The 19,054-nt window shown below is 61.3% G+C and carries 19 protein-coding genes; 4 read left to right on the forward strand and 15 right to left on the reverse strand.

Going from position 1 to position 19,054, the window contains the following annotated elements; genetic code table 11:
• Positions 1 to 164: 164 nt before the first annotated feature.
• The 10 genes from J2Z75_RS20940 to J2Z75_RS20985 form a co-directional block, all read right to left on the reverse strand.
• Positions 165 to 566 carry a hypothetical protein gene (locus J2Z75_RS20940; protein ID WP_209854729.1) on the reverse strand — a complete coding sequence of 134 codons (402 nt, stop codon included), beginning with the start codon at positions 564 to 566 and terminating at the stop codon, positions 165 to 167.
• Between the two features lie 133 nt (positions 567 to 699).
• Positions 700 to 1,440 (reverse strand): SDR family NAD(P)-dependent oxidoreductase, encoded by a 741-nt coding sequence (locus J2Z75_RS20945; RefSeq protein ID WP_209854730.1) that lies wholly within the window; start codon positions 1,438 to 1,440, stop codon positions 700 to 702.
• 131 nt (positions 1,441 to 1,571) lie between these two features.
• A complete protein-coding gene (purF, locus tag J2Z75_RS20950) occupies positions 1,572 to 3,062 on the reverse strand; it encodes an amidophosphoribosyltransferase (protein WP_209854731.1) in 1,491 nt (496 codons plus the stop codon).
• 248 nt (positions 3,063 to 3,310) lie between these two features.
• Positions 3,311 to 3,925 carry a CvpA family protein gene (locus J2Z75_RS20955; RefSeq protein WP_037160602.1) on the reverse strand — a complete coding sequence of 205 codons (615 nt, stop codon included), beginning with the start codon at positions 3,923 to 3,925 and terminating at the stop codon, positions 3,311 to 3,313.
• Between the two features lie 142 nt (positions 3,926 to 4,067).
• Positions 4,068 to 5,471 carry a DNA repair protein RadA gene (gene radA, locus J2Z75_RS20960; protein ID WP_209854732.1) on the reverse strand — a complete coding sequence of 468 codons (1,404 nt, stop codon included), beginning with the start codon at positions 5,469 to 5,471 and terminating at the stop codon, positions 4,068 to 4,070.
• Positions 5,471 to 5,779, reverse strand: a complete 309-nt coding sequence (locus tag J2Z75_RS20965; protein WP_209854733.1) for a type II toxin-antitoxin system RelE/ParE family toxin — start codon at positions 5,777 to 5,779, stop codon at positions 5,471 to 5,473. Before J2Z75_RS20965 ends, radA begins: the two co-directional genes overlap by 1 nt.
• Positions 5,718 to 6,017, reverse strand: a complete 300-nt coding sequence (locus J2Z75_RS20970; RefSeq protein ID WP_327791282.1) for a type II toxin-antitoxin system ParD family antitoxin — start codon at positions 6,015 to 6,017, stop codon at positions 5,718 to 5,720. The genes J2Z75_RS20965 and J2Z75_RS20970 overlap by 62 nt, the downstream gene beginning before the upstream one ends.
• An 81-nt stretch (positions 6,018 to 6,098) precedes the next feature.
• The gene (gene alr / locus J2Z75_RS20975; protein ID WP_209854735.1) at positions 6,099 to 7,262 is read right to left on the reverse strand and encodes an alanine racemase; all 1,164 of its coding nucleotides are present in this window, start codon (positions 7,260 to 7,262) and stop codon (positions 6,099 to 6,101) included.
• Positions 7,263 to 7,389: 127 nt separating this feature from the next.
• Complete coding sequence (locus tag J2Z75_RS20980; protein ID WP_209854736.1) at positions 7,390 to 8,034, reverse strand: TerC family protein; 645 nt, start codon at positions 8,032 to 8,034, stop codon at positions 7,390 to 7,392.
• A gap of 145 nt (positions 8,035 to 8,179) precedes the next feature.
• Complete coding sequence (locus tag J2Z75_RS20985) at positions 8,180 to 9,682, reverse strand: replicative DNA helicase (protein WP_209854737.1); 1,503 nt, start codon at positions 9,680 to 9,682, stop codon at positions 8,180 to 8,182.
• Between the two features lie 357 nt (positions 9,683 to 10,039).
• Here J2Z75_RS20985 and J2Z75_RS20990 point away from each other — a divergent pair, with 357 nt between their 5' ends.
• From J2Z75_RS20990 to J2Z75_RS21000, 3 genes are read left to right on the forward strand one after another with little or no spacing between them, the layout of a single operon-like run.
• On the forward strand, positions 10,040 to 10,483 hold the full coding sequence (locus J2Z75_RS20990) for a MarR family winged helix-turn-helix transcriptional regulator (protein WP_209854738.1): 444 nt from the start codon (positions 10,040 to 10,042) through the stop codon (positions 10,481 to 10,483).
• Positions 10,484 to 10,490: 7 nt separating this feature from the next.
• On the forward strand, positions 10,491 to 12,164 hold the full coding sequence (locus J2Z75_RS20995; RefSeq protein WP_209854739.1) for an MFS transporter: 1,674 nt from the start codon (positions 10,491 to 10,493) through the stop codon (positions 12,162 to 12,164).
• A 19-nt stretch (positions 12,165 to 12,183) separates the two neighbouring features.
• Positions 12,184 to 13,239 carry an HlyD family secretion protein gene (locus tag J2Z75_RS21000; RefSeq protein WP_209854740.1) on the forward strand — a complete coding sequence of 352 codons (1,056 nt, stop codon included), beginning with the start codon at positions 12,184 to 12,186 and terminating at the stop codon, positions 13,237 to 13,239.
• A 107-nt stretch (positions 13,240 to 13,346) separates the two neighbouring features.
• On the opposite strand, the gene rplI is transcribed toward J2Z75_RS21000, so the two are convergent.
• The 5 genes from rplI to J2Z75_RS21025 all read right to left on the reverse strand — a co-directional run bounded on the left by rplI (position 13,347) and on the right by J2Z75_RS21025 (position 17,891).
• Positions 13,347 to 13,922 carry a 50S ribosomal protein L9 gene (rplI, locus tag J2Z75_RS21005; protein WP_209854741.1) on the reverse strand — a complete coding sequence of 192 codons (576 nt, stop codon included), beginning with the start codon at positions 13,920 to 13,922 and terminating at the stop codon, positions 13,347 to 13,349.
• A gap of 25 nt (positions 13,923 to 13,947) precedes the next feature.
• Positions 13,948 to 14,925 carry a DUF2232 domain-containing protein gene (locus J2Z75_RS21010; RefSeq protein ID WP_209854742.1) on the reverse strand — a complete coding sequence of 326 codons (978 nt, stop codon included), beginning with the start codon at positions 14,923 to 14,925 and terminating at the stop codon, positions 13,948 to 13,950.
• A 253-nt stretch (positions 14,926 to 15,178) separates the two neighbouring features.
• Entirely contained in the window at positions 15,179 to 15,427 is a 249-nt protein-coding gene (rpsR, locus tag J2Z75_RS21015; protein WP_071831198.1) for a 30S ribosomal protein S18, read from the reverse strand.
• 12 nt (positions 15,428 to 15,439) lie between these two features.
• Positions 15,440 to 15,901: a 30S ribosomal protein S6 gene (gene rpsF / locus J2Z75_RS21020; RefSeq protein ID WP_209854743.1), complete on the reverse strand. Its 462-nt coding sequence runs from the start codon at positions 15,899 to 15,901 to the stop codon at positions 15,440 to 15,442.
• 958 nt (positions 15,902 to 16,859) lie between these two features.
• Positions 16,860 to 17,891, reverse strand: coding sequence for an SDR family oxidoreductase (locus tag J2Z75_RS21025; RefSeq protein WP_209854744.1), 1,032 nt, complete (start codon positions 17,889 to 17,891; stop codon positions 16,860 to 16,862).
• Positions 17,892 to 18,016: 125 nt separating this feature from the next.
• Between J2Z75_RS21025 and J2Z75_RS21030 the strand changes: the two genes are divergently transcribed.
• Positions 18,017 to 18,997: an AraC family transcriptional regulator gene (locus tag J2Z75_RS21030; protein WP_209854947.1), complete on the forward strand. Its 981-nt coding sequence runs from the start codon at positions 18,017 to 18,019 to the stop codon at positions 18,995 to 18,997.
• Positions 18,998 to 19,054 lie beyond the last annotated feature (57 nt).

Below are 19,054 nucleotides of genomic sequence, written 5' to 3' on the forward strand. Positions count from 1 at the left end.
GCTAGCCGGTTTTCCCGCACGATGAACAGCTTGCCCGTCTCTGTTTAAAAGGACCGGACATCCCTGCCGGTCCTTCCAGGTTTCTATATTGTTTGATCTTCGCGAAAGTCGGACATTTTCGTCAAGATATGCGGCGGAGGCAAGGACTGCGACTGCGGAAGCTTTTACATCCCCACAACAATTCTGGTCGGTGGCCGCTTGACCCGCGCCGTTGCTGATGTGGTGACGAAACGAGGGCGGCTTTGATTTTTGCTCATGTGGTTGCGGGGCGGCTGGTCCATTCTGGTTGCTAAATTTTGCCAGCCTTGCATCGTCATGCAATTTTTCATGTATTCCTGCTGCCTTATGCCGTTAACAACCGCACTCGCCACGGCTGTACCGACTACGAAACCGATGGAGCCCGCAGCAACATAGTGACTTCGCGTTCCCATGGATTCATTGGCGCATTTTGCCTGGGCATAACCAAGATCAGGACCGTCGGAGACTTTTACATAGGAGTTAGTGCTTTGGCAGGAACTCAAACACATCGAGACACCGGCAACAGCAATTAAATATCTGATTTTCATTATATAAAACCCTCTCATCTTACATGCGAGGGTATATCTTCTGCCTGTTAAGTTCGCGCAAAAGTTTTTAGTTAAGGTATTCTTGTCCCGATTTCAAATGGCACACAAAGGCAGCTCTCCAGCCAGTGCGGTCTTAATCCGGAAGCCGATAGTCCACGATCCGGTTTTCCCGCACGATGAACAGCTTGCCCGTCTCCGTCTGATCTGCCCCCACCAGCGGCAATAGTTTGGCAGCCACCTCCGAGGGATGCGGCAGGGTCGTCGGATCTTCGCCGGGGATAGCCTGCGCCCGCATGGCAGTGCGGGTGGCGCCGGGATCGACGCTGAGGATGCGCAGCGGCAGGCGCTGCGTTTCTGCGGCCCATGTGCGGGCCAGGGCCTCGACAGCTGCCTTGGAGGCGGAGTAGGGGCCCCAGAAGGGCTTGCACTTGTGCGCGGCGCTGGATGACAGGATGAGGGCACGGCCGGCATCCGATTGCTGCAGCAGCGGATCGACCGAACGGATCAGGCGCCAGGTGGCTGTCACATTGACGGTCATCACCTTTTCGAACACCTTGGCCTCGACATGGCCGACCGGCGAGATGACGCCGAGCACGCCGGCATTGGCGACGAGAATGTCGAGCTTGCCCCAGCGCTCGTGAATGGCACCGCCGAGCTTGTCGATCGCCGCCATGTCGGCAAGATCGAAGGGAACCAGCGTCGCCGGCAATCCGCCCGCCGCCTTGATCGCATCGTCAAGGTCTTCCAGCCCGCCGACCGTGCGGGCGCAGGCAATCACCTGCGCGCCGGCCTTGGCAAGCTCGAGTGCGGTGAAATAGCCGATACCGCGCGACGCGCCGGTGACCAGTGCTATGCGGCCGGTGAGATCGATCATGTCGGGTGGCTCCGGAATTCATTGAATGCGGGCTTGCTGCCACAGGTTCGGGCAATTGTGCAAGCCACGCCGCAGGACTTTGATCAGGCGAGGGCAATTTCCCTGAACCGTTTCGGGTTCAAGGAAACGGGTCAGCCCTTGCTGGCAAGCATCGACAGCTTGGGGCTCGAATTGTCGCCGTTCTTGTCGAGAAGCCGCGTCGGATAGTCGCCGGTGAAATAATGGTCGGTGAACTGCGGACGGGCCGCATTGCGCTTCTCGCCACCAACTGCGCGGTAAAGACCGTCGATCGACAGGAACTCCAGCGAGTCCGCGCCGATGAACTTGCACATGGAGGCAAGGTCGGCATGCTGGTTGGCCAGGAGCTTGTCGGCATCCGGCGTGTCGATGCCGTAGAAGTCCGGATGATAGATCATCGGGCTGGCAACGCGAATGTGCACCTCGAGGGCGCCGGCCTCGCGGATCATCTGGACGATCTTCAGCGAAGTGGTGCCGCGCACGATCGAATCGTCGACCAGCACGACCCGCTTGCCCTCGATCATGGCGCGGTTGGCCGAATGCTTCAGCTTGACGCCGAAGGCGCGGATCGACTGTGTCGGCTCGATGAAGGTCCGCCCGACATAATGGTTGCGGATGATGCCGAGTTCGAAGGGAATGCCGCTTGCCTGCGCATAACCGATCGCAGCCGGCGTGCCGCCGTCCGGAACGGGAACGACAACGTCCGCTTCGACAGGCGATTCCTTGGCAAGATTGATGCCCATGTTCTTGCGCGCCACATAGACGTTGCGGCCGCCGACGACGGAATCAGGCCGGGCGAAATAGACATATTCGAACAGGCAGAGCCGTTCCGGCTGCGGGTTGACGGGCTTGCGCGCATCGATCTGGATCGATCCATCAGGCTGGATTTCGCAGATGATCACTTCGCCGTTTTCCACGTCGCGGATGTATTTGGCGCCGATGATGTCGAGCGCGCAGGTTTCCGAGCAGAAGATCGGCTTGCCGTCGAGTTCGCCCATGACCAGCGGCCGGATGCCGGTGGGGTCGCGCGCGGCGATCAGCTTGGTCCGGGTCATGGCGAGCATCGAATAGCCGCCTTCCATCTGCCGGATGGCGTCGATGAAGCGGTCGGCCGTCGAGGTATGGCGCGAGCGGGCAATGAGGTGGAGCACGACTTCGGTGTCCGACGTCGATTGACAGATAGCGCCGGTGGCGATGATCTGGCGGCGCAGCGTCAGGCCGTTGGTGAAGTTGCCGTTATGGGCAATGGCGATGCCGCCGACTTCCAGCTCGGCAAACAGCGGCTGCACGTTGCGCAGCGCCACTTCGCCGGTGGTGGAATAACGGGTATGGCCGATCGAGATGGTGCCGGGCAGCTTTGCGAGGATAGCCGGATCCGTATAGTGGTCGCCGACGAGGCCCATGCGCTTTTCGGTATGGAACTGCTTGCCGTCGAAGGTGACGATACCAGCTGCCTCCTGACCGCGATGCTGCAACGCGTGCAGGCCAAGCGCTGTCAGCGTCGCTGCGTCCGGATGTCCCAGGATGCCAAACACGCCGCATTCTTCGTGCAGCGTATCGCCATCGATTTCGTCTTGGATCTCTGCTGCTCGCAAATGGGTCATCGCTGCTGGCCTTTGTGTTAACGGCTGGAACGCGTTTGGCATATTGTATCAGGTCTTTACAGCGCCGCGCGTCATTCATGACGCGCAAAGGTCGCCGTATTTTCAGTTTTCTGCATATATCTCAAATCGACCCCGATTTAAGAATTATGCAGCGGGCCTACAAGTCGAAAAGACCTGAAGGTTTCACATGTCATCGTTGCAAAATGGACAGAGCCCGCCGGAGCGGGCCCTCATTCTATCATGCGGCCTTAGCCGTTGGTCGCCGCGCCATTGGTCGCAGGCGTTTCTTCGGCCGGAGGCTGGGTGGTCGTGCCGCCCGTGCCTTCGTTCTCGCCTTCGCCGGTCGTATCCTTGCCGCGCAGGCGGTCGAGGATCGTTGCGTCGGCATTTTCAGGCAGCAGCGCGATCAGCTTGCCGCCGAGATTGTCGAGCAGCGGCTTTGATTTCGCCGTGGTTACCCAGACAGGCTGCTGCTGCGGCGCCACCAGCCAGTTGAAGAACAGCATGGCGACGACGACAAGCAGGACGCCGCGCGCTGCTCCAAACAGGAAACCGAGTGTCCGGTCAAGCGCGCCGATGCGGCTGTCGATGATGAAATCGGCGATCCGCATGGTGATGAACGAGACGACGATCAGGGCGATGAGGAACACGACGCCGGCCGAGCCGATCATCGCGACCGTGTCGCTGCTGGTGTAGTTCTTCGCATAGGGCAGGAGGTAGGGATAGAGGAAATAGGCGGCGGCGGCGGCGCCGACCCAGCTTGCGACCGACAGAACTTCCCGGGAAAAGCCGCGGACCATGGCCAGGATGGCCGAGAAAAGCGCGACGCCGAGAACGATACCGTCGAGAATTGTAATGGGCATATTGTCCTACTCCGAAACCGCCTTGAAGCGACCCCACGCTGGTTTTCCGCGAACCATATATCATGACGCCGGAAGCGTCTTTCGATGGTCCATGATTGAACACTGTTTTCACCGGAATTCGCCGTTTTTATTGGCGATTTCCTCAATCATCGTTGTCCGCCTGCTTCAGGGCTCCCTTCGAGCCGGCAATACGCGCCACCAGATCCGGCAGGCTTTCCATCTCCGTCCAGCTCATGCCGTTGCCCTTGGGCAGGTCGGCGGAGGCGGCGGGCAGGACGGCCTGTGAAAATCCGAGCTTTTCGGCTTCTTTAAGGCGCTGCGCTGTATGGGCGACCGGCCGGATGGCGCCGGACAGACTGACTTCGCCGAAATAGACGCAATCGGAGGGAAGGGCAAGACCGGCAAGCGAGGAAACCAGCGCGGAAGCGACGGCAAGATCGGCTGCTGGCTCGGAAATGCGGTATCCACCGGCAATATTGAGATAAACGTCATGCTGGCCGAGCCGCACGCCGCAATGCGCTTCCAGCACGGCGAGGATCATCGACAGCCGTGCCGAGTCCCAGCCGACGACGGCGCGGCGCGGCGTGCCGAGCGATGTCGGCGCCACCAGCGCCTGCACCTCGACCAGAACCGGCCGCGTTCCCTCCATGCCGGCAAAGACCGCGGCGCCCGGCGATTTGGAGTTGCGTTCGCCGAGAAACAGTTCCGACGGATTGGTGACTTCGCGCAGCCCCTTGTCCGACATCTCGAACACGCCGATCTCGTCCGTCGGGCCGAAGCGGTTCTTCACCGTGCGCAGGATGCGGTAGTGATGGCCGCGATCCCCCTCGAAATAGAGCACGGCATCGACCATGTGCTCGACGACGCGGGGACCGGCGATCTGGCCGTCCTTGGTGACATGGCCGACGAGCACGATCGCGGCGCCCGTCTGCTTGGCAAAGCGGATCATCGCCTGAACGCCGGTCCGCACCTGCGTCACCGTGCCGGGCGCCGAATCGGCGGTATCGCTCCACAGTGTCTGGATCGAATCGATGATGGCGAGATCCGGCCGCTTGCCTTCGCCGAGCGTCGCGAGAATATCCTCGACATTGGTTTCGGCGGCCAGAAGCACATCGGTATCCGCGGCACCCAGCCGCTGGGCCCGCAGGCGAACCTGCGCCACCGCCTCTTCGCCCGAGACATAGATGATCCGGTGCCCCTGCCGCGACAGGGCCGCCGCAGCCTGCATCAGCACCGTCGACTTGCCGATGCCCGGATCGCCGCCGATCAGCACCGCCGAGCCGCGCACGAACCCACCGCCGGTCGCCCGGTCGAGTTCGGAAATGCCCGTCATGATGCGCGGCGCGTCCTCGATCTCGCCCGACAGGGTCGTCAGCGCCACCGGCCGGCCCTTTTTCGGCGTCCGGCCCGGCCCTCCGCCGATCCCGCCCATCGGGTCTTCCTCGACGATGGTGTTCCACTGATTGCAGCCTTCGCATTTTCCCACCCATCGGGCGTGAACGGTACCGCAGTTCTGGCAGATGAATTGTGTCCGGGCTTTCGCCATCAAATTTCGCTTTCGGGGAAGTCTTCAGGAGTGATGTCCTGGCGGCCGTGGAGAATACGCAGGACCGTCATCGTGGAATTATCCGCAAGGAAGTAGATGCATCGGTCTCGATAAGGGAAGGCTCGGAGGCCCGGGATGAAGTCGCGCTGAACGCCTGTCAGGCCGCTTTTCGCGATCCACTCCATCTTGACGCTGATCCGGTTGACGAAGCGTTTTGCGCTTATAGGATCGATGAGCGCTATGTATTCATAGACGTCGCGAAGGTCGCGAAGCGCGCGCGGGGTTAATTTCAGTTTGCGCTGCCGCATCCCGTTTGTCCTCAGACATATTCATAATATAGCGTGTCAAATCGTCAGCGCTTTCGAATTCAATGACCCGCCCGGCTTCGATGTCGTCGATGCCTTCCTGGATGAGCCGCCGCAATTCGGCGATTTTCCCTTCCTTGCTTTTCAGAAGCCGCAGCCCGGTATGAACCGCCTCGTCAGCGTCCCTGTAGACGCCCGCGCGGACCTCTTCTTCGATAAAAGCCCGATCTTCTTCACTCAATTGGATCTCAGACATAATGATCTCCTTTTGTTCTGGTCTATAGCATCATTTTCCGGATTCCAAGTCCGCAACCTCGAAAAACTATTCGGCCTCGATATAAGCCCGCTCGTACCTGGCTCCAAGGCTCGTCAGCATCTCGTAACCGATCGTTCCGCCGGCCCTTGCCACGTCGTCGATCGCGATATTGTTGCCGAACAGTTCGATATAGTCTCCGGGCCGAACGACATTGTCCGGCAGGTCGGTGACGTCGAACAGGCTAAGGTCCATGGTGACGCGGCCAAGGTGCGGAACCTTATGGCCATGCAGGAAACCGAAGGCGCCAGACGGCGTGGCCTGCCGCAGGGTGACGCCACCGCCGGAAACCGAGCGATGGTAGCCGTCGGCATAGCCGATGGCGACGATCGCCACGCGGCTGTCGCGGGCAAACTGCGCCGAGCCGCCATAGCTTGCCGTCTCGCCGGTCCGGACACGACGAATCTGCAGGATGCGGGCTTGCGCCGTCACCACCGGCTTCATCGGGTTGGCCATGCCGTTGACGGCCTCTCCGCCATAGGTGGCGATGCCCGGCCGGGTGAGGTCGAAATGGAAGTCGGGTCCGAGGTGGACGCCGGCCGAGTTGGCAAGGCTTGATTCGATGCCTTCGAAAGCAGCCGTAACCGTCCGGAATGATTCAAGCTGCCGCCGGTTCAGGGGGTGTGTCGGATCGTCGGCGCAGGCGAGGTGGCTCATCACCAGGATGGGGGAAAAGCTGGCCGGGCGGGCCGGGTCTCCCGCCAGCGCCAGGGCTTCGTCGGCGGTAAGCCCCAGCCGGTTCATGCCGGTATCGACATGCAGCACGCAAGGATGGTCGCCGCGCTCCGACAGCGCCGACATGAAGAAGGCCAGCTGTTCCTCGGAGTTGATGATCGGCACCAGGCCATAGTCGAAGAAAAGTTGTTCGTTGCCGGGCCACATGCCGGCGAGGATATGGATCCGGCCGTCCGGAACCAGCGGGCGAAGGGCAACGCCTTCCTCGACATCGGCGACGAAGAAATCCCGCGCGCCGGCCGCGTAGAGCGTCTCGGCGGCGGGTTTGACGCCGATGCCATAGGCATTGGCTTTCAGGACCGCCGCCGCCCGCGCCTTGCCGGACAGCTTGTTCATCGTGCGCCAGTTGTCGGCAAGCGCGCCGAGATCGATGGTCAGGCGGTTGGATGCGGCCTCGAAGGCGGGAAGGGCGACGGGAGGGGTGTTCGATGGAGCCATGATCAAAGAGATACAGCCAAGCGGCGGAGGCTGCAATTGCCGATCCCGCTCGGGGCCGCTCTCCAGCGGCTTTCGACAGGATTTTCAACGGCGGCGGCGGATAGACCGCCCGCCGCCGTTCCGTTGATTACATCAGCGAGGAGGTGATCAGCGGTTCGACTTCCATGAAGCCTTCGTAGATCATCTTCAGCGCGACGAAGAGGATGATGGCAAGGCCGAGATAGGAGACCCAGGGGAACCTGTGCAGCAGCTTGGCGATGAACGAAGCGGCAATGCCCATCAGTGCCACCGATACGGCAAGGCCGAGGATGAGGATGTTCGGATGCTCGCGCGCGGCACCGGCAACCGCCAGCACGTTGTCCAGCGACATCGAGACGTCGGCCACGACGATCTGGATGGCGGCCTGCCTCAGCGTCTTGCGCGGCGCGGTGTTGCCGACAGCGCCGCTCTTGTCGATATCTTCGCCGGTCAGCGTTTCCAGACCTTCGTTTTCTTCTTTCGCAGAGGTCCGCAACTCGCGCCACATCTTCCAGCAGACCCACAGGAGCAGGATGCCACCGACGAGCAGCAGGCCGAGAATCTGCAGCAACTGGGTGGCGAGAAGGGCAAAGATAATGCGCAGGACGGTGGCTGCCGCGATGCCGATCAGGATCGCCTTGCCGCGCTGTTCCTTGGGAAGGCCGGCCGCCGCAAGACCGATGACGATGGCATTGTCGCCTGCGAGCACGAGATCGATCGCAAGCACCTGCAACAGCGCTATAAAGGCATCCATGAACAGATTTCCCCCAAATTTAGGTAGGCACCGCAGTCGTTGATGCTGCGGATGGTTTGGAAAGTTTCTTTTCGATTATCCGGAAGCCCGGCAATTTGCAATGTGTCGGCGATCGTTGTGCGTTGACGCGGCTGTCTTTTGCCGGTCAGCGTTCCTCGTATTGCGTGAAGCTTGGATCGGCCAGATCGGTGAAACGGGTGAATTCCGACTGGAAAGCGAGCTTGACCGTGCCGGTCGGTCCGTGACGCTGCTTGGCGATGATCACGTCCGCCGTGCCCTTGACCGATTCGAACTTCTGCTTCCACTCTTCGTATTTCGGGTCGAACTCGTCGCGCGGTTCCATGTTCTTGACATAGTATTCCTCGCGGAACACGAACAGCACGACGTCGGCGTCCTGCTCGATCGAGCCGGATTCACGCAGGTCGGAAAGTTGCGGCCGCTTGTCTTCACGGCTTTCCACCTGACGCGACAGCTGCGAGAGCGCGATGATCGGCACGTTCAGCTCCTTGCCGAGTGCTTTCAGGCCCGTGGTGATCTGGGTGATTTCCTGCACGCGGTTGTCGCTGGATTTCCCCGAGCCGGTCATCAGCTGGATATAGTCCACCACGAGGCAATCGAGGCCGCGCTGGCGCTTCAGACGGCGGGCGCGGGCCGAAAGCTGGGCGATCGAGATACCACCGGTCTGGTCGATATAAAGCGGCGTTTTCTGCATTGTCTGCGAGAAGCCCACCAGCTTCTCGAATTCCGCCTCGGAAATGTCGCCGCGCCGGATCTTCGAAGAGGAAACGTCGGTTTGTTCGGAGATGATGCGCGTGGCCAGCTGTTCGGAGGACATTTCCAGCGAATAGAAGCCGACGACGCCACCGTTCTTTGCCTTGAACGATCCGTCGGCCTGGACTTCCGGCTCATAGGCATGGGCGACGTTCCAGGCGATATTGGTGGCAAGCGAGGTCTTGCCCATGCCCGGACGTCCGGCAAGCACGATCAAGTCGGAACGCTGCAACCCGCCCATGCGGGCGTCGAGCGACTGGATGCCGCTGGAGATGCCGGACAGATGGCCGTCGCGTTCGAACGCCTGGCCGGCCATGTCGATCGCCAGCGCCACGGCGTCGTTGAAGGCCTGGAAGCCGCCGTCGTAGCGGCCGGTTTCGGCCAGTTCGAACAGGCGGCGCTCGGCATCCTCGATCTGGCTCTGCGGCGGCATGTCGAGCGGCGCGTCATAGGCGATGTTGACCATGTCCTCGCCGATGGTGATCAGCGAGCGGCGCAGCGCGAGATCGTAGATCGCCCGGCCGTAGTCTTCCGCGTTGATGATCGAGACTGCGGCACCGGCCAGCCGAGCCATATACTCCGCTACTGTTATGTCGCCGACCTTCTCATCAGCTTTCAGAAAGGTCTTGATTGTCACCGGATTGGCAATCTTGCCCATGCGGATGATGTCGCCGGCGACCTCGAAAATCTTGCGGTGCAGGGGCTCGTTCAAGTGCACGGGCTTCAGGAAGTCCGAGACGCGGTAGAAGGCATCGTTGTTGACGAGAATGGCGCCCAGCAGGGCCTGTTCGGCCTCAAGGTTGTTCGGCGCCTCGCGATACTGTGCTTCGGCCGGTTCCCTGGCGATGGGTGCAAGTCTGCGCGCTGCTTCGTTCATGGCGTCCCGTCTCTGTCTCACGTCGTTCTATGATGCGGTATCGATGTGCGGGCATGGCCACCAAGGGTCAAGAGCATCGCTGCAACAGTCGCCGCCGCATTTCATCCAGCGGCAAGCATTCACCGTTGTTCACAGGGCTCGGCCGCAGAACTCAAAAATACTGTCGATAACGGCATTTGCTCTTGACCGGATTTCACCCGAATCGGCGCCCGGTCATGGCTCTCAGCATTCTAGCGCGGCTTGGCGCGCTTTGCAGAGATTTTTGCCATGCCGCGGCTCACGGCTTGAAAAACGAGCCTCCTTCAACTAAGTAGGAATGAAATAGGTAGTGTGCTAGTAATATGTAAAAGGTACGAAATGCTCAACTCTGCCGTCAACCGCGAACTCTTCGACGCACTGGCCTCGGTGAACCGCAAGCTGCGGGCGCTGTTTGATGCGCGGGTGAAGGAGCGGGGCCTGACGCTGTCGCGCGCACGCGCCCTGTTCGCGCTCTCCAGGCGCGACGGTCTCAACCAGCGCGAACTGGCCGATGAACTCGGCATCGAGACTCCGACGATTGTGCGCCTGCTGGATGGCATGGAGAAGCAGGGCTTCATCGAACGGCGCGTCGAAGCCAGCGACAGGCGGGCCAAGCAGATCCACATGACCGCCCGCGGCCGCGACATCGCCGACGAGATCGACAAGCTTGCCTGCGAGATCCGCGAGCAGGTCCTGGGCGGGGTCGACCCGAAGGACAAGGCGACGGCTTTGCAGGTTGTCAGCCTGATGGCGGGCAATATCCTTGCCATCGGCAGGGATTGAGCGGGCCATGAACACGGCGGCGAAAAGCATCGCGAATGACAATCGCATCGAGGACGAAGCGCCGGTCGCCGCTCCCGTTCCGCAACCGATTCAGCCGCCGCCTGCGCCGATGAGCCCTGCAAGGGCCGCCGTCTACATGGCGTCCTCGCTCCTGCTGTTCCTTACTCAAGGGTTGGGCATGAACCTGCTCAACGCCAATATCTACCAGCTGCAGGGATCGCTGTCGGCAACGACGACGGAAATCGCCTGGCTTTCGGCAGCCTATATGGCGCCCTATGCCTCGATGTCGATCGCCCTGTTCAAGATCCGCGCGCAATACGGGCTGCGGCGGTTCGCCGAACTCAGCATCGTCTGCTTCGTCTTTGCCTCCGTCCTCAATCTTTTCGTCTCCGACCTGCATTCGGCAACCGTCGTCCGTTTCCTCAGCGGCATGGCGGCAGCCCCCTTGTCGACGCTCGGCTTCCTCTACATGCTCGAAGCCTTTCCGCCCGCCCGCAAGCTGTCGGTGGGCCTGAGCCTTGCCCTGATGAACACGACGCTTTCGGCGCCGATCGCCCGCATCATATCGCCGTCCTTGATGGACCTTGGCGGCTGGCAGGCTCTCTACACGTTCGAGATGGGCCTTGCGCTTCTTGCTCTTCCGGTTGTCTATCTCCTGCCGCTGACGCCGCCGCCGCGTGCCAAGGTGATCCAGCGGATGGATATTCTCAGCTACCTGCTGCTCGCTGTCGGTTTCGGCTGCCTGGCGGTCTTTCTGACGCTCGGCCGTCTCTACTGGTGGTTCGAGGTGCCATGGCTCGGCGTTCTCTTGGCCGGGGCGATCGCGTGCTTGACGCTGATGGTCGTTCTCGAACTTCCCCGCAAAATGCCGCTGATCGACCTGCGCTGGGTGTTCTCGAAAGAGAACATGCACATGGCCGGCATTCTCCTGCTGTTTCGCGTGGTGAGCTCGGAGCAGACGACGACGGCGGCGAATTTCTACATGCAGCTGGGCCTCATCAACGACCAGACCCAGACGATGTATGCGATCATTCTTCTGGCGTCGGTTGCCGGCGGGCTTGTCTGCACCGTGCTGATGCTGACCCGTTATGTCGAAACCGCGCATGTGCTGGCGCTGGTGCTGATTGCCGGAGGTGCCTGGCTCGACAGCCAGTCGACCAGTCTCACCCGGCCGGAGCAGATGTATCTGAGCCAGGCGATGGTGGCGGCAGGGGCTGCGATGTTCCTGCCGCCCGTCATGGCCAAGGGCTTTGCCGCGGCGCTGGCCAGGGGCACGACCTTCCTCGTCAATTTTCTGGTGATCTTCCTGTTCACGCAGAGCATCGGCTCGCTCCTCGCGCAAGCGGCGCTCGGCACCTTCGTCACCATCCGCGAGAAATTCCATTCGAATGTGCTGGTCGAGCATATCTTGCTGACCAATCCCTTTGTCGCCCAGCGCGTGTCCCAATTGTCCGCCTCCTACGGCAAGGTCATCGCCGACAAGTCGTTGCTGAACGCCGAAGGCCTGCAATTGCTCGGCCAGCAAGTGACGCGCGAAGCCAATATCCTCGCCTACAACGACGCCTTCCTCGTTATTTCGATCGCCTCCGCCATCGGCCTCGCCCTGTTGCTCGGACATCTGGGCTGGCGGAAGTTGATCCCCCACAGGGCAGCCGTCCCGGCAGTCGCCACCCAATCCTGATCGGTCCAGAGTTCATGCCATGTTGAAGACACTTCGTTCCCCTGCCACCATCCTGACGCTTCTGGCCGGCCTTGTTGGCTTGATGCTGGTTCTCTACGCCTGGCGCCTGCCGCCGTTCGCCACGACTGTCGAGATGACCGACAATGCCTATGTCCGCGGTTATGTCACGATCGTCAGCCCGCAGCTGTCCGGTTATGTCGCCGCGGTTCCCGTCAAGGATTATGAAGCGGTCAGGGCAGGGCAGGTTCTCCTGAAGATCGACGACCGGATCTATGCCCAGAAGCTGGCGCAGGCGCAGGGCACGCTGGATACGCAGAAGGCATCACTGTCCAATTCCTATCAGCAGGAACTTTCGGCGAAGGCGAGTATCGCCGCCAGCGAGGCCCAGCGCGCCAGCGCGGTTGCCACGCTGACCCGCGCCCAGCAGGCCTGGGATCGCGTCCAGCCTCTGGCCGAAAAGGGCATCGCCACATCCAGCGACGTCGATACTGCGCGGGCAACGCTGGAACAGGCAAAGGCCGGCGTCGATCAGGCGACGGCGACGATCGAGGTGTCCCGCCAGAACCTCGCCACCACCATCGGTTCGCGCGCCGGCCTTGAGGCCGGTGTCCGCAGCGCCGAGGCGGCGGTGCAGCTGGCGCAGATCGATCTCGACAACACGACGATCACGGCGCCGCAGGACGGAACGCTCGGCGAGGTGGGCGCGCGGCTCGGGCAATATGTGACGGCCGGCACGCAGCTGATGGCCGTCGTGCCGAAGGACGTCTGGATCATCGCCAATTTCAAGGAAACCCAACTCGACGGCATGAAGATCGGCCAACCGGTCGTCTTCACCGTCGATGCGCTGAGAAAGGCGCAGCTCAACGGCCATGTCGAGCGTTTCTCGCCGGCAGCCGGCTCCGAGTTCAGCGTCATCCGGGCCGACAACGCCACCGGCAACTTCACCAAGGTCGCCCAGCGGGTCGGCGTCCGGGTCTCGATCGATCCGGATCAGCCGCTGGCCGTCCAGTTGGCGCCGGGCATGTCGGTGGAAGTGCGGATCGACAAGGCGACCGAGCCGCAGCCGGCGAAGTAACCGTCCGCCTTCGAAATGCGAAAGGCCCGCGATGGAGATCGCGGGCCTTTCGTTTCATCGGTCGATGACCAGGCGGGCGCTTTATAGGCGCCCGTTTCGGTCGAGGCTTATTCGTCGTCGCCGTCGAATTCAGCTTCCGGGTTGAAGAAGTCTTCCGGCTTCAGGGCATCTTCGTCAACACCGTAGATGGCGTCGGCGGAGGTGAGGCTTTCGCCCTTCTGCTGGCGTTCTGCTTCATCGGCCGAACGGGCAACGTTGATCTGGATCTTGATTTCGACTTCGGCATGCAGGTGCAGGACGACGTCGTGCAGGCCGATGGTCTTGATCGGGTTGTTGAGGTCGACCTGGTTGCGGCCGATGTTGAAGCCTTCAGCGCCGAGAACGTCAACGATGTCGCGGGCAGCGACCGAACCGTAGAGCTGGCCGGTTTCGCCGGCCGAACGGACGACGATGAAGGACTTGCCGCCGAGGGTTTCGGCAACGGTCTGGGCTTCTGACTTGCGCTCGAGGTTGCGGGCTTCGAGCGTTGCGCGCTCGGCTTCGAAACGCTTCTTGTTGGCTTCGTTGGCGCGCAGCGCCTTGCCGAGCGGCAGCAGGTAGTTGCGGGCAAAGCCGTCGCGAACCTTGACGGTTTCGCCCATCTGGCCGAGCTTGGCAACGCGTTCGAGAAGAATGACTTGCATTGGTTTGATCCTTTCAGGTGTCTGTTCAGAGGTCTTTTGTTTCAGTCTCAGTCGTTTTCCCTGCCGGCGACAGCGCGATGGCGCGCCGCGTGTCCATCAGACCCGTCAGGAGAAAGAAGAATGCCGGGATCGTGAAGATCACGACCGACAGATAGCCAAGCCACAGCACCGGAAGCCGCCAGGACTTGCCGCGTGTGCGGAAATGGAAGACGGCGAAGCCGGCAAGCAGGAAGCCTGCGCCGAAGGTGCCGCAGACGAGCGCGCCGATGATGGCCGGAACGCCGCCCATGAAGGCCAGCACCAGACCGCCGAGGAAGGCGAAGATCGCGAAGCGGTGCATGCGCAGCGTCGAGGGCATGTCCTCGCGCGGCCGCAGGCTCTTGCCCGACGTCTGGACGATGCGGGTGGCGATGTAATACATGGCAAACAGCATCAGCACCCAGATCGCGCCCTGCACCATGGGCAGGGCTACGCCGAAGATCGACTTGATCTGGGCGATGGACGCGGCATCCGGATTGTAGAGCGGTTCCTGTTCCTTCAGCGCCGACATCACCAGGTCGATCATCTGGTCGGACATCGAGCCGTCATAGCCGATGATGGTGCCGACGACGATCATGCCGATGGTGACGAGCACGGCGAGATGGGTGAGGATGTCAGACAGCGGATACCAGGCCAAGGCACCTTCGGGGCCGCCGAGTTCGGATGCCGGCCGCGCGAGGTTGGCGAGGTGGCTGAGCCAGGCGGCGGGAATGAGGGTGATGACGGCAATCAGCAGCGCGAAATACGGCGAAACGATCACAGCACCCGTGAGGCCGGCGACGACGACGGCGACGATGGCTGCCGCATTGCCCCAGCCGAGGCCGGCGATCAGGATCGGCAGGGCGGAGGCGGCGTAAAGCACGATCGCCAGCGACGACTGCGTGTTCGCGCCCAGCGAAAGCAGGGCGGCGGTCACGCCGGCGAGAGCGCCGGTCAACAGCGATGTCTTGTCCAAATTCTTCACGGTCGCTGTCCTGCTTTTCAAGCAGTTAGAGGCGTTTCCTGAGAGAGGAACCAAGCCCCAACATGGGTTTTAGCGCAAGCCTTGCGCCGGTGTTTCCGATCCGCGCCCAACGCGGAAGGGAGAAGGTGAGGCGATGCCGGAGCGGTTCGCCTCACCTCGAGTCAGCCTACGCAGAGTCAGGAGACCTGCGCGGAGTCATGCATTCCATATTGCATATGCCTTTCCTTGGAGCGGGCTCCAAGGGGACATGCAATTAGGACATGACGTAGGGCAGGAGGCCGAGGAAGCGGGCGCGCTTGATGGCCTGGGCCAGTTCGCGCTGCTTCTTCTGGGAAACTGCCGTGATGCGGGACGGAACGATCTTGCCGCGCTCGGAAATGTAGCGCTGCAGCAGACGGACGTCCTTGTAGTCGATCTTCGGAGCGTTGGCGCCGGAGAAGGGGCAGGTCTTGCGACGACGGTGGAACGGGCGGCGTGCGGGAGCAGACAGTGTATCAGCCATAATCTTTTCTCCTTATGCCCGGTCTTCGCGCGGACGGCGCGGACGGTCTTCACGGTCGCCGAAGCCACCTTCACGCGGCGGACGCGGGCCACGGTCGCCGAAGCCACCACGGTCCGGACGGTCGCCATCGCGGCGCGGACGGTCATCACGGTCGCGCTTCTGCATCATGGCGGACGGGCCGTCTTCATGCTTTTCAACAGCGATGGTCATGTAGCGAAGAATGTCTTCGTTGATGCGCATCTGGCGCTCGATCTCGTGAACGGCCGGTGCCGGAGCATCGATGTCCATCAGGACGTAGTGAGCCTTGCGGTTCTTGTTGATGCGGTACGTCAGGGACTTGAGGCCCCAGTTTTCGACGCGCCCGACTTTTCCGCCGTTAGCTTCCAGTACACCCTTGTACTGTTCGACGAGAGCGTCGACCTGCTGTGCGGAAATATCCTGCCGGGCAAGGAATACATGTTCATAAAGAGCCATGAGGCTTTGCCTTTCTTGCGTTAATCGTCACCCGGGCCCTAGCGGCTAAGCCTCAACGACTGTTCCAGTGGCTGCAAGCAGCCGGCAAGAAAGTGTTGTTTCGAGACGGTCGAGAGCGGAGACACGGGAGGCTGGACCCCTTTAGGTCCTGACAGGCTTCTTATGGGAAACCGGCCCTCCGTTCAGCCACCAGCCAGAAGACCGGGTGTTGCGAACAGCGCGCTTATACGCATTTTCGGTGAGAAGGCAAGGGGTGGGGGGAAATTTGGGGGCGGCCCTTCTTTCCCTCCCCCTTGTGGGAAGGGTGGCCCAGCGGGCCGGGAGGGGTTCTTTTGCTCCGCGTTCGCAGCCTTGCCCCTCCCCAACCCTCCCCACAAGGGGGAGGGAGCAGTTCGGCGTTTGCCGCTCCCCCACGCAATCCGTCCACGCGCGAAAAATTCGCCGTGGTTTTCAAAGAGCAAGTCGGCCGGGGCACAACGTATGCCTCAGAGTAGGTAAAGTAGGTGACACACGCCGTGCCCCGTTTCAGTGTCTTTTGCCGCGCTTCTCAGGTTCTTCTACGCTTTTGCCTCTTGTGAAGGAAAAAGCCTCCAATGCCCCGGCCCGGCCGCTTATCCGCCAGGCCTTTCAATAAGGCGGGGTTTAGCCCTGGACCCTTGGACGGCAGAACCGTCCGGCGGTGTTACCCGCCCGTGGTGTGGCTACCCGGCACGCCCGGCCCGCTTTCACGAACCGGAGGAGAACCGCCTTTCACGCAGCCCCGGGGATCTGACGCGCGTTTCGCCAAACCGTCCGGGCACCGGCCCCGCCTCGCCGGCAACGCAAACCGGTGTATCCTCGGCGGAACGAAGTCATGATGGCATGGAACAAAAGGGCGGGGATGAACGGGGATGATTTTTGGGGGGAGGACAGCTTTCGGCCAAAGCGGACGTCAGCGTCGGTCCTTACTCGCTCCCACCTAAACGTCGAGCAGGCCAAGCCGTATCAAGCTCTCGGCGGCGGCGGCAATTGCCTCTTCCCTCGACCGGGGAGACCAACCCAACAGGCGCTCGGCTTTCCTGCCTGTCGCATTCATATCGTAGTTCAGCAGCGGCACGACCCCCTTCAGCTGTGGGTTCGTTTCGCCGGCGATCCGTACCTGCTCGTCAGACCATACCTCCGTTGGCACTTTTCCGGCCTTCTCGCCGAAACGGTGCCGCAGCAGTTCCGCAACTTCGATCATCCACATGCTCTCGCCGACTGTGGCAAGAAACCGTTCGCCCTTGGCGGCGGGGTCGGTCATGGCGCGAAGATGCAGGTCTGCAACGTCCCGCACGTCCACGCAGCAGGAATTGACATTCAGGCATCCCGGCTGTCCGTTGAGCATATTGGTGATCAACCTGATGGAATGGGAATAGTCTGCCCCCAGAACAGGTCCATAGACGGCAACAGGGTTGATTGCCGTGAGTTCCAGCCCTCTGCCTTCCCGAGCGATGAAGTCCCAGGCGGCACGTTCCGAGAGGGTTTTCGACTTCTGGTAGGGTGCAACATTGTCGTTCAGGTCGCTCCAGTCGGTTTCATCGAACGGCCTGCGATAATCGGGCTTATGTCCAACCCCGATCGCGCCGAAAGCCGACGTCAGCACGACACGCCTGACCCCGGCGTCACGAGCCGCCCGCAGCACTCTGAGGTTTCCATTTACGGCAGGCTCTATCCAGTCTTCCGCGCGGGTCTGGTCGCCGGACGGGGTCGGGGAAGCACCGTGCATGACATAAGCGCACTCCGCGACAGCGTCCGGCCATCCGAGATCGTCGGTGAGATTGGTAACGACGAACGAAAGACGATCGCCGGCATCCACGCCACCCACCTTGAGGTAATCCCGCACCTCGGCTTGCCGCTCGAGGGAACGAACTGTCGTGCGCACCCGATAGCCTGCTTTCAGCAGCGCCAGCATGCAATATTGCGCAATGAATCCGGTGCCGCCGGTTACAAGTACAAGGTCATTGGTCATGTCATACCTCAGAGATATTGAATTCATGCCGCATTGATAGCGGCTGGTGGGTGCCTTGAAGGTAGGATGAGATTTTCGCACGGTGAATGCTTGAAAGTACGGTTTGCTTGCGCGATAGTACGAGAATGCAAGTTGACCCCTTCTCTGACGTACTCACACTCACAAACGCAGAGGCCGTCGTTACAGGTGGTTTCACCGCCGGCGGTCCGTGGGCAATCCGTTTCCCGGCACGCGAAAAGATCAAGTTTTTCGCAGTCGTGAAGGGACGTTGCTGGGTCAGTCTCGATGGAGAGCCGGAGCCCGCGCTGTTCGAAACCGGCGACATCGGACTGTTGTCTGTTCCGCGAGGTTTCGTCCTTTCCAGCGATCCGAGTGTCGAGCCCGTCGGGGCGATGGAACTGTTCTCCGGCGCGGGCCGGACGATGGCGACAATCGGCGACGGCAACGACTTCGCGCATATCGGCGGACATGTTCTTCTCGACCCGATCCGAGGCAGGTTGTTCGCAGATATATTGCCCCAATGGATTCATGCGCGGGCGGCATCGTCTCATGCGGTGGTATTCCGATGGCTTCTCGACCGGTTGATAGACGAAAGAGACGAAGATCAGCCGGGTGCTCGGCTTGCAGCGGCACAGTTGACACAACTGCTCTTCATCCAAATCCTTCGCTCATACATCGACACGGCTAGCCGCATGCCCGCCGGCTGGCTACGGGCGCTTGCCGACCCAAGGATCGCGCCCGCACTCCGCCTGATGCATGGCGACCCTGCTCGGTCCTGGCATCTGGAGGAACTCGCTAAAGCATGCGCCATGTCGCGGACATCGTTCGCGTTCCACTTTAGGACTGTCGCAGGTGTCGCCCCGCTGACCTATCTGGCCGAGTGGCGTATGCACCTTGCTGAGCGCGCACTGCGAAATGAGAAGACACCTGTAGCGGTCGTCGCCCGATCGCTTGGCTATACGTCCGAGAGCGCTTTCAGCAATGCATTCAAACGCATCAAGGGCAGCTCTCCAACGGCATATCGGGGTATCCTCTATGCTTCGAAAGAGATTGCTTCGACAGAGCCGCTTTCGAACGATGTCAGGGATACGACTTCGGAAATGTGATCAATTTTTTTGGGCGAGTTTCCGCAGCGGTTGTCGCGATGCCGTACGGCTCATGCG

It is taken from the genome of Rhizobium herbae (genome assembly GCF_017873135.1).
GTDB lineage: Bacteria > Pseudomonadota > Alphaproteobacteria > Rhizobiales > Rhizobiaceae > Pararhizobium > Pararhizobium herbae.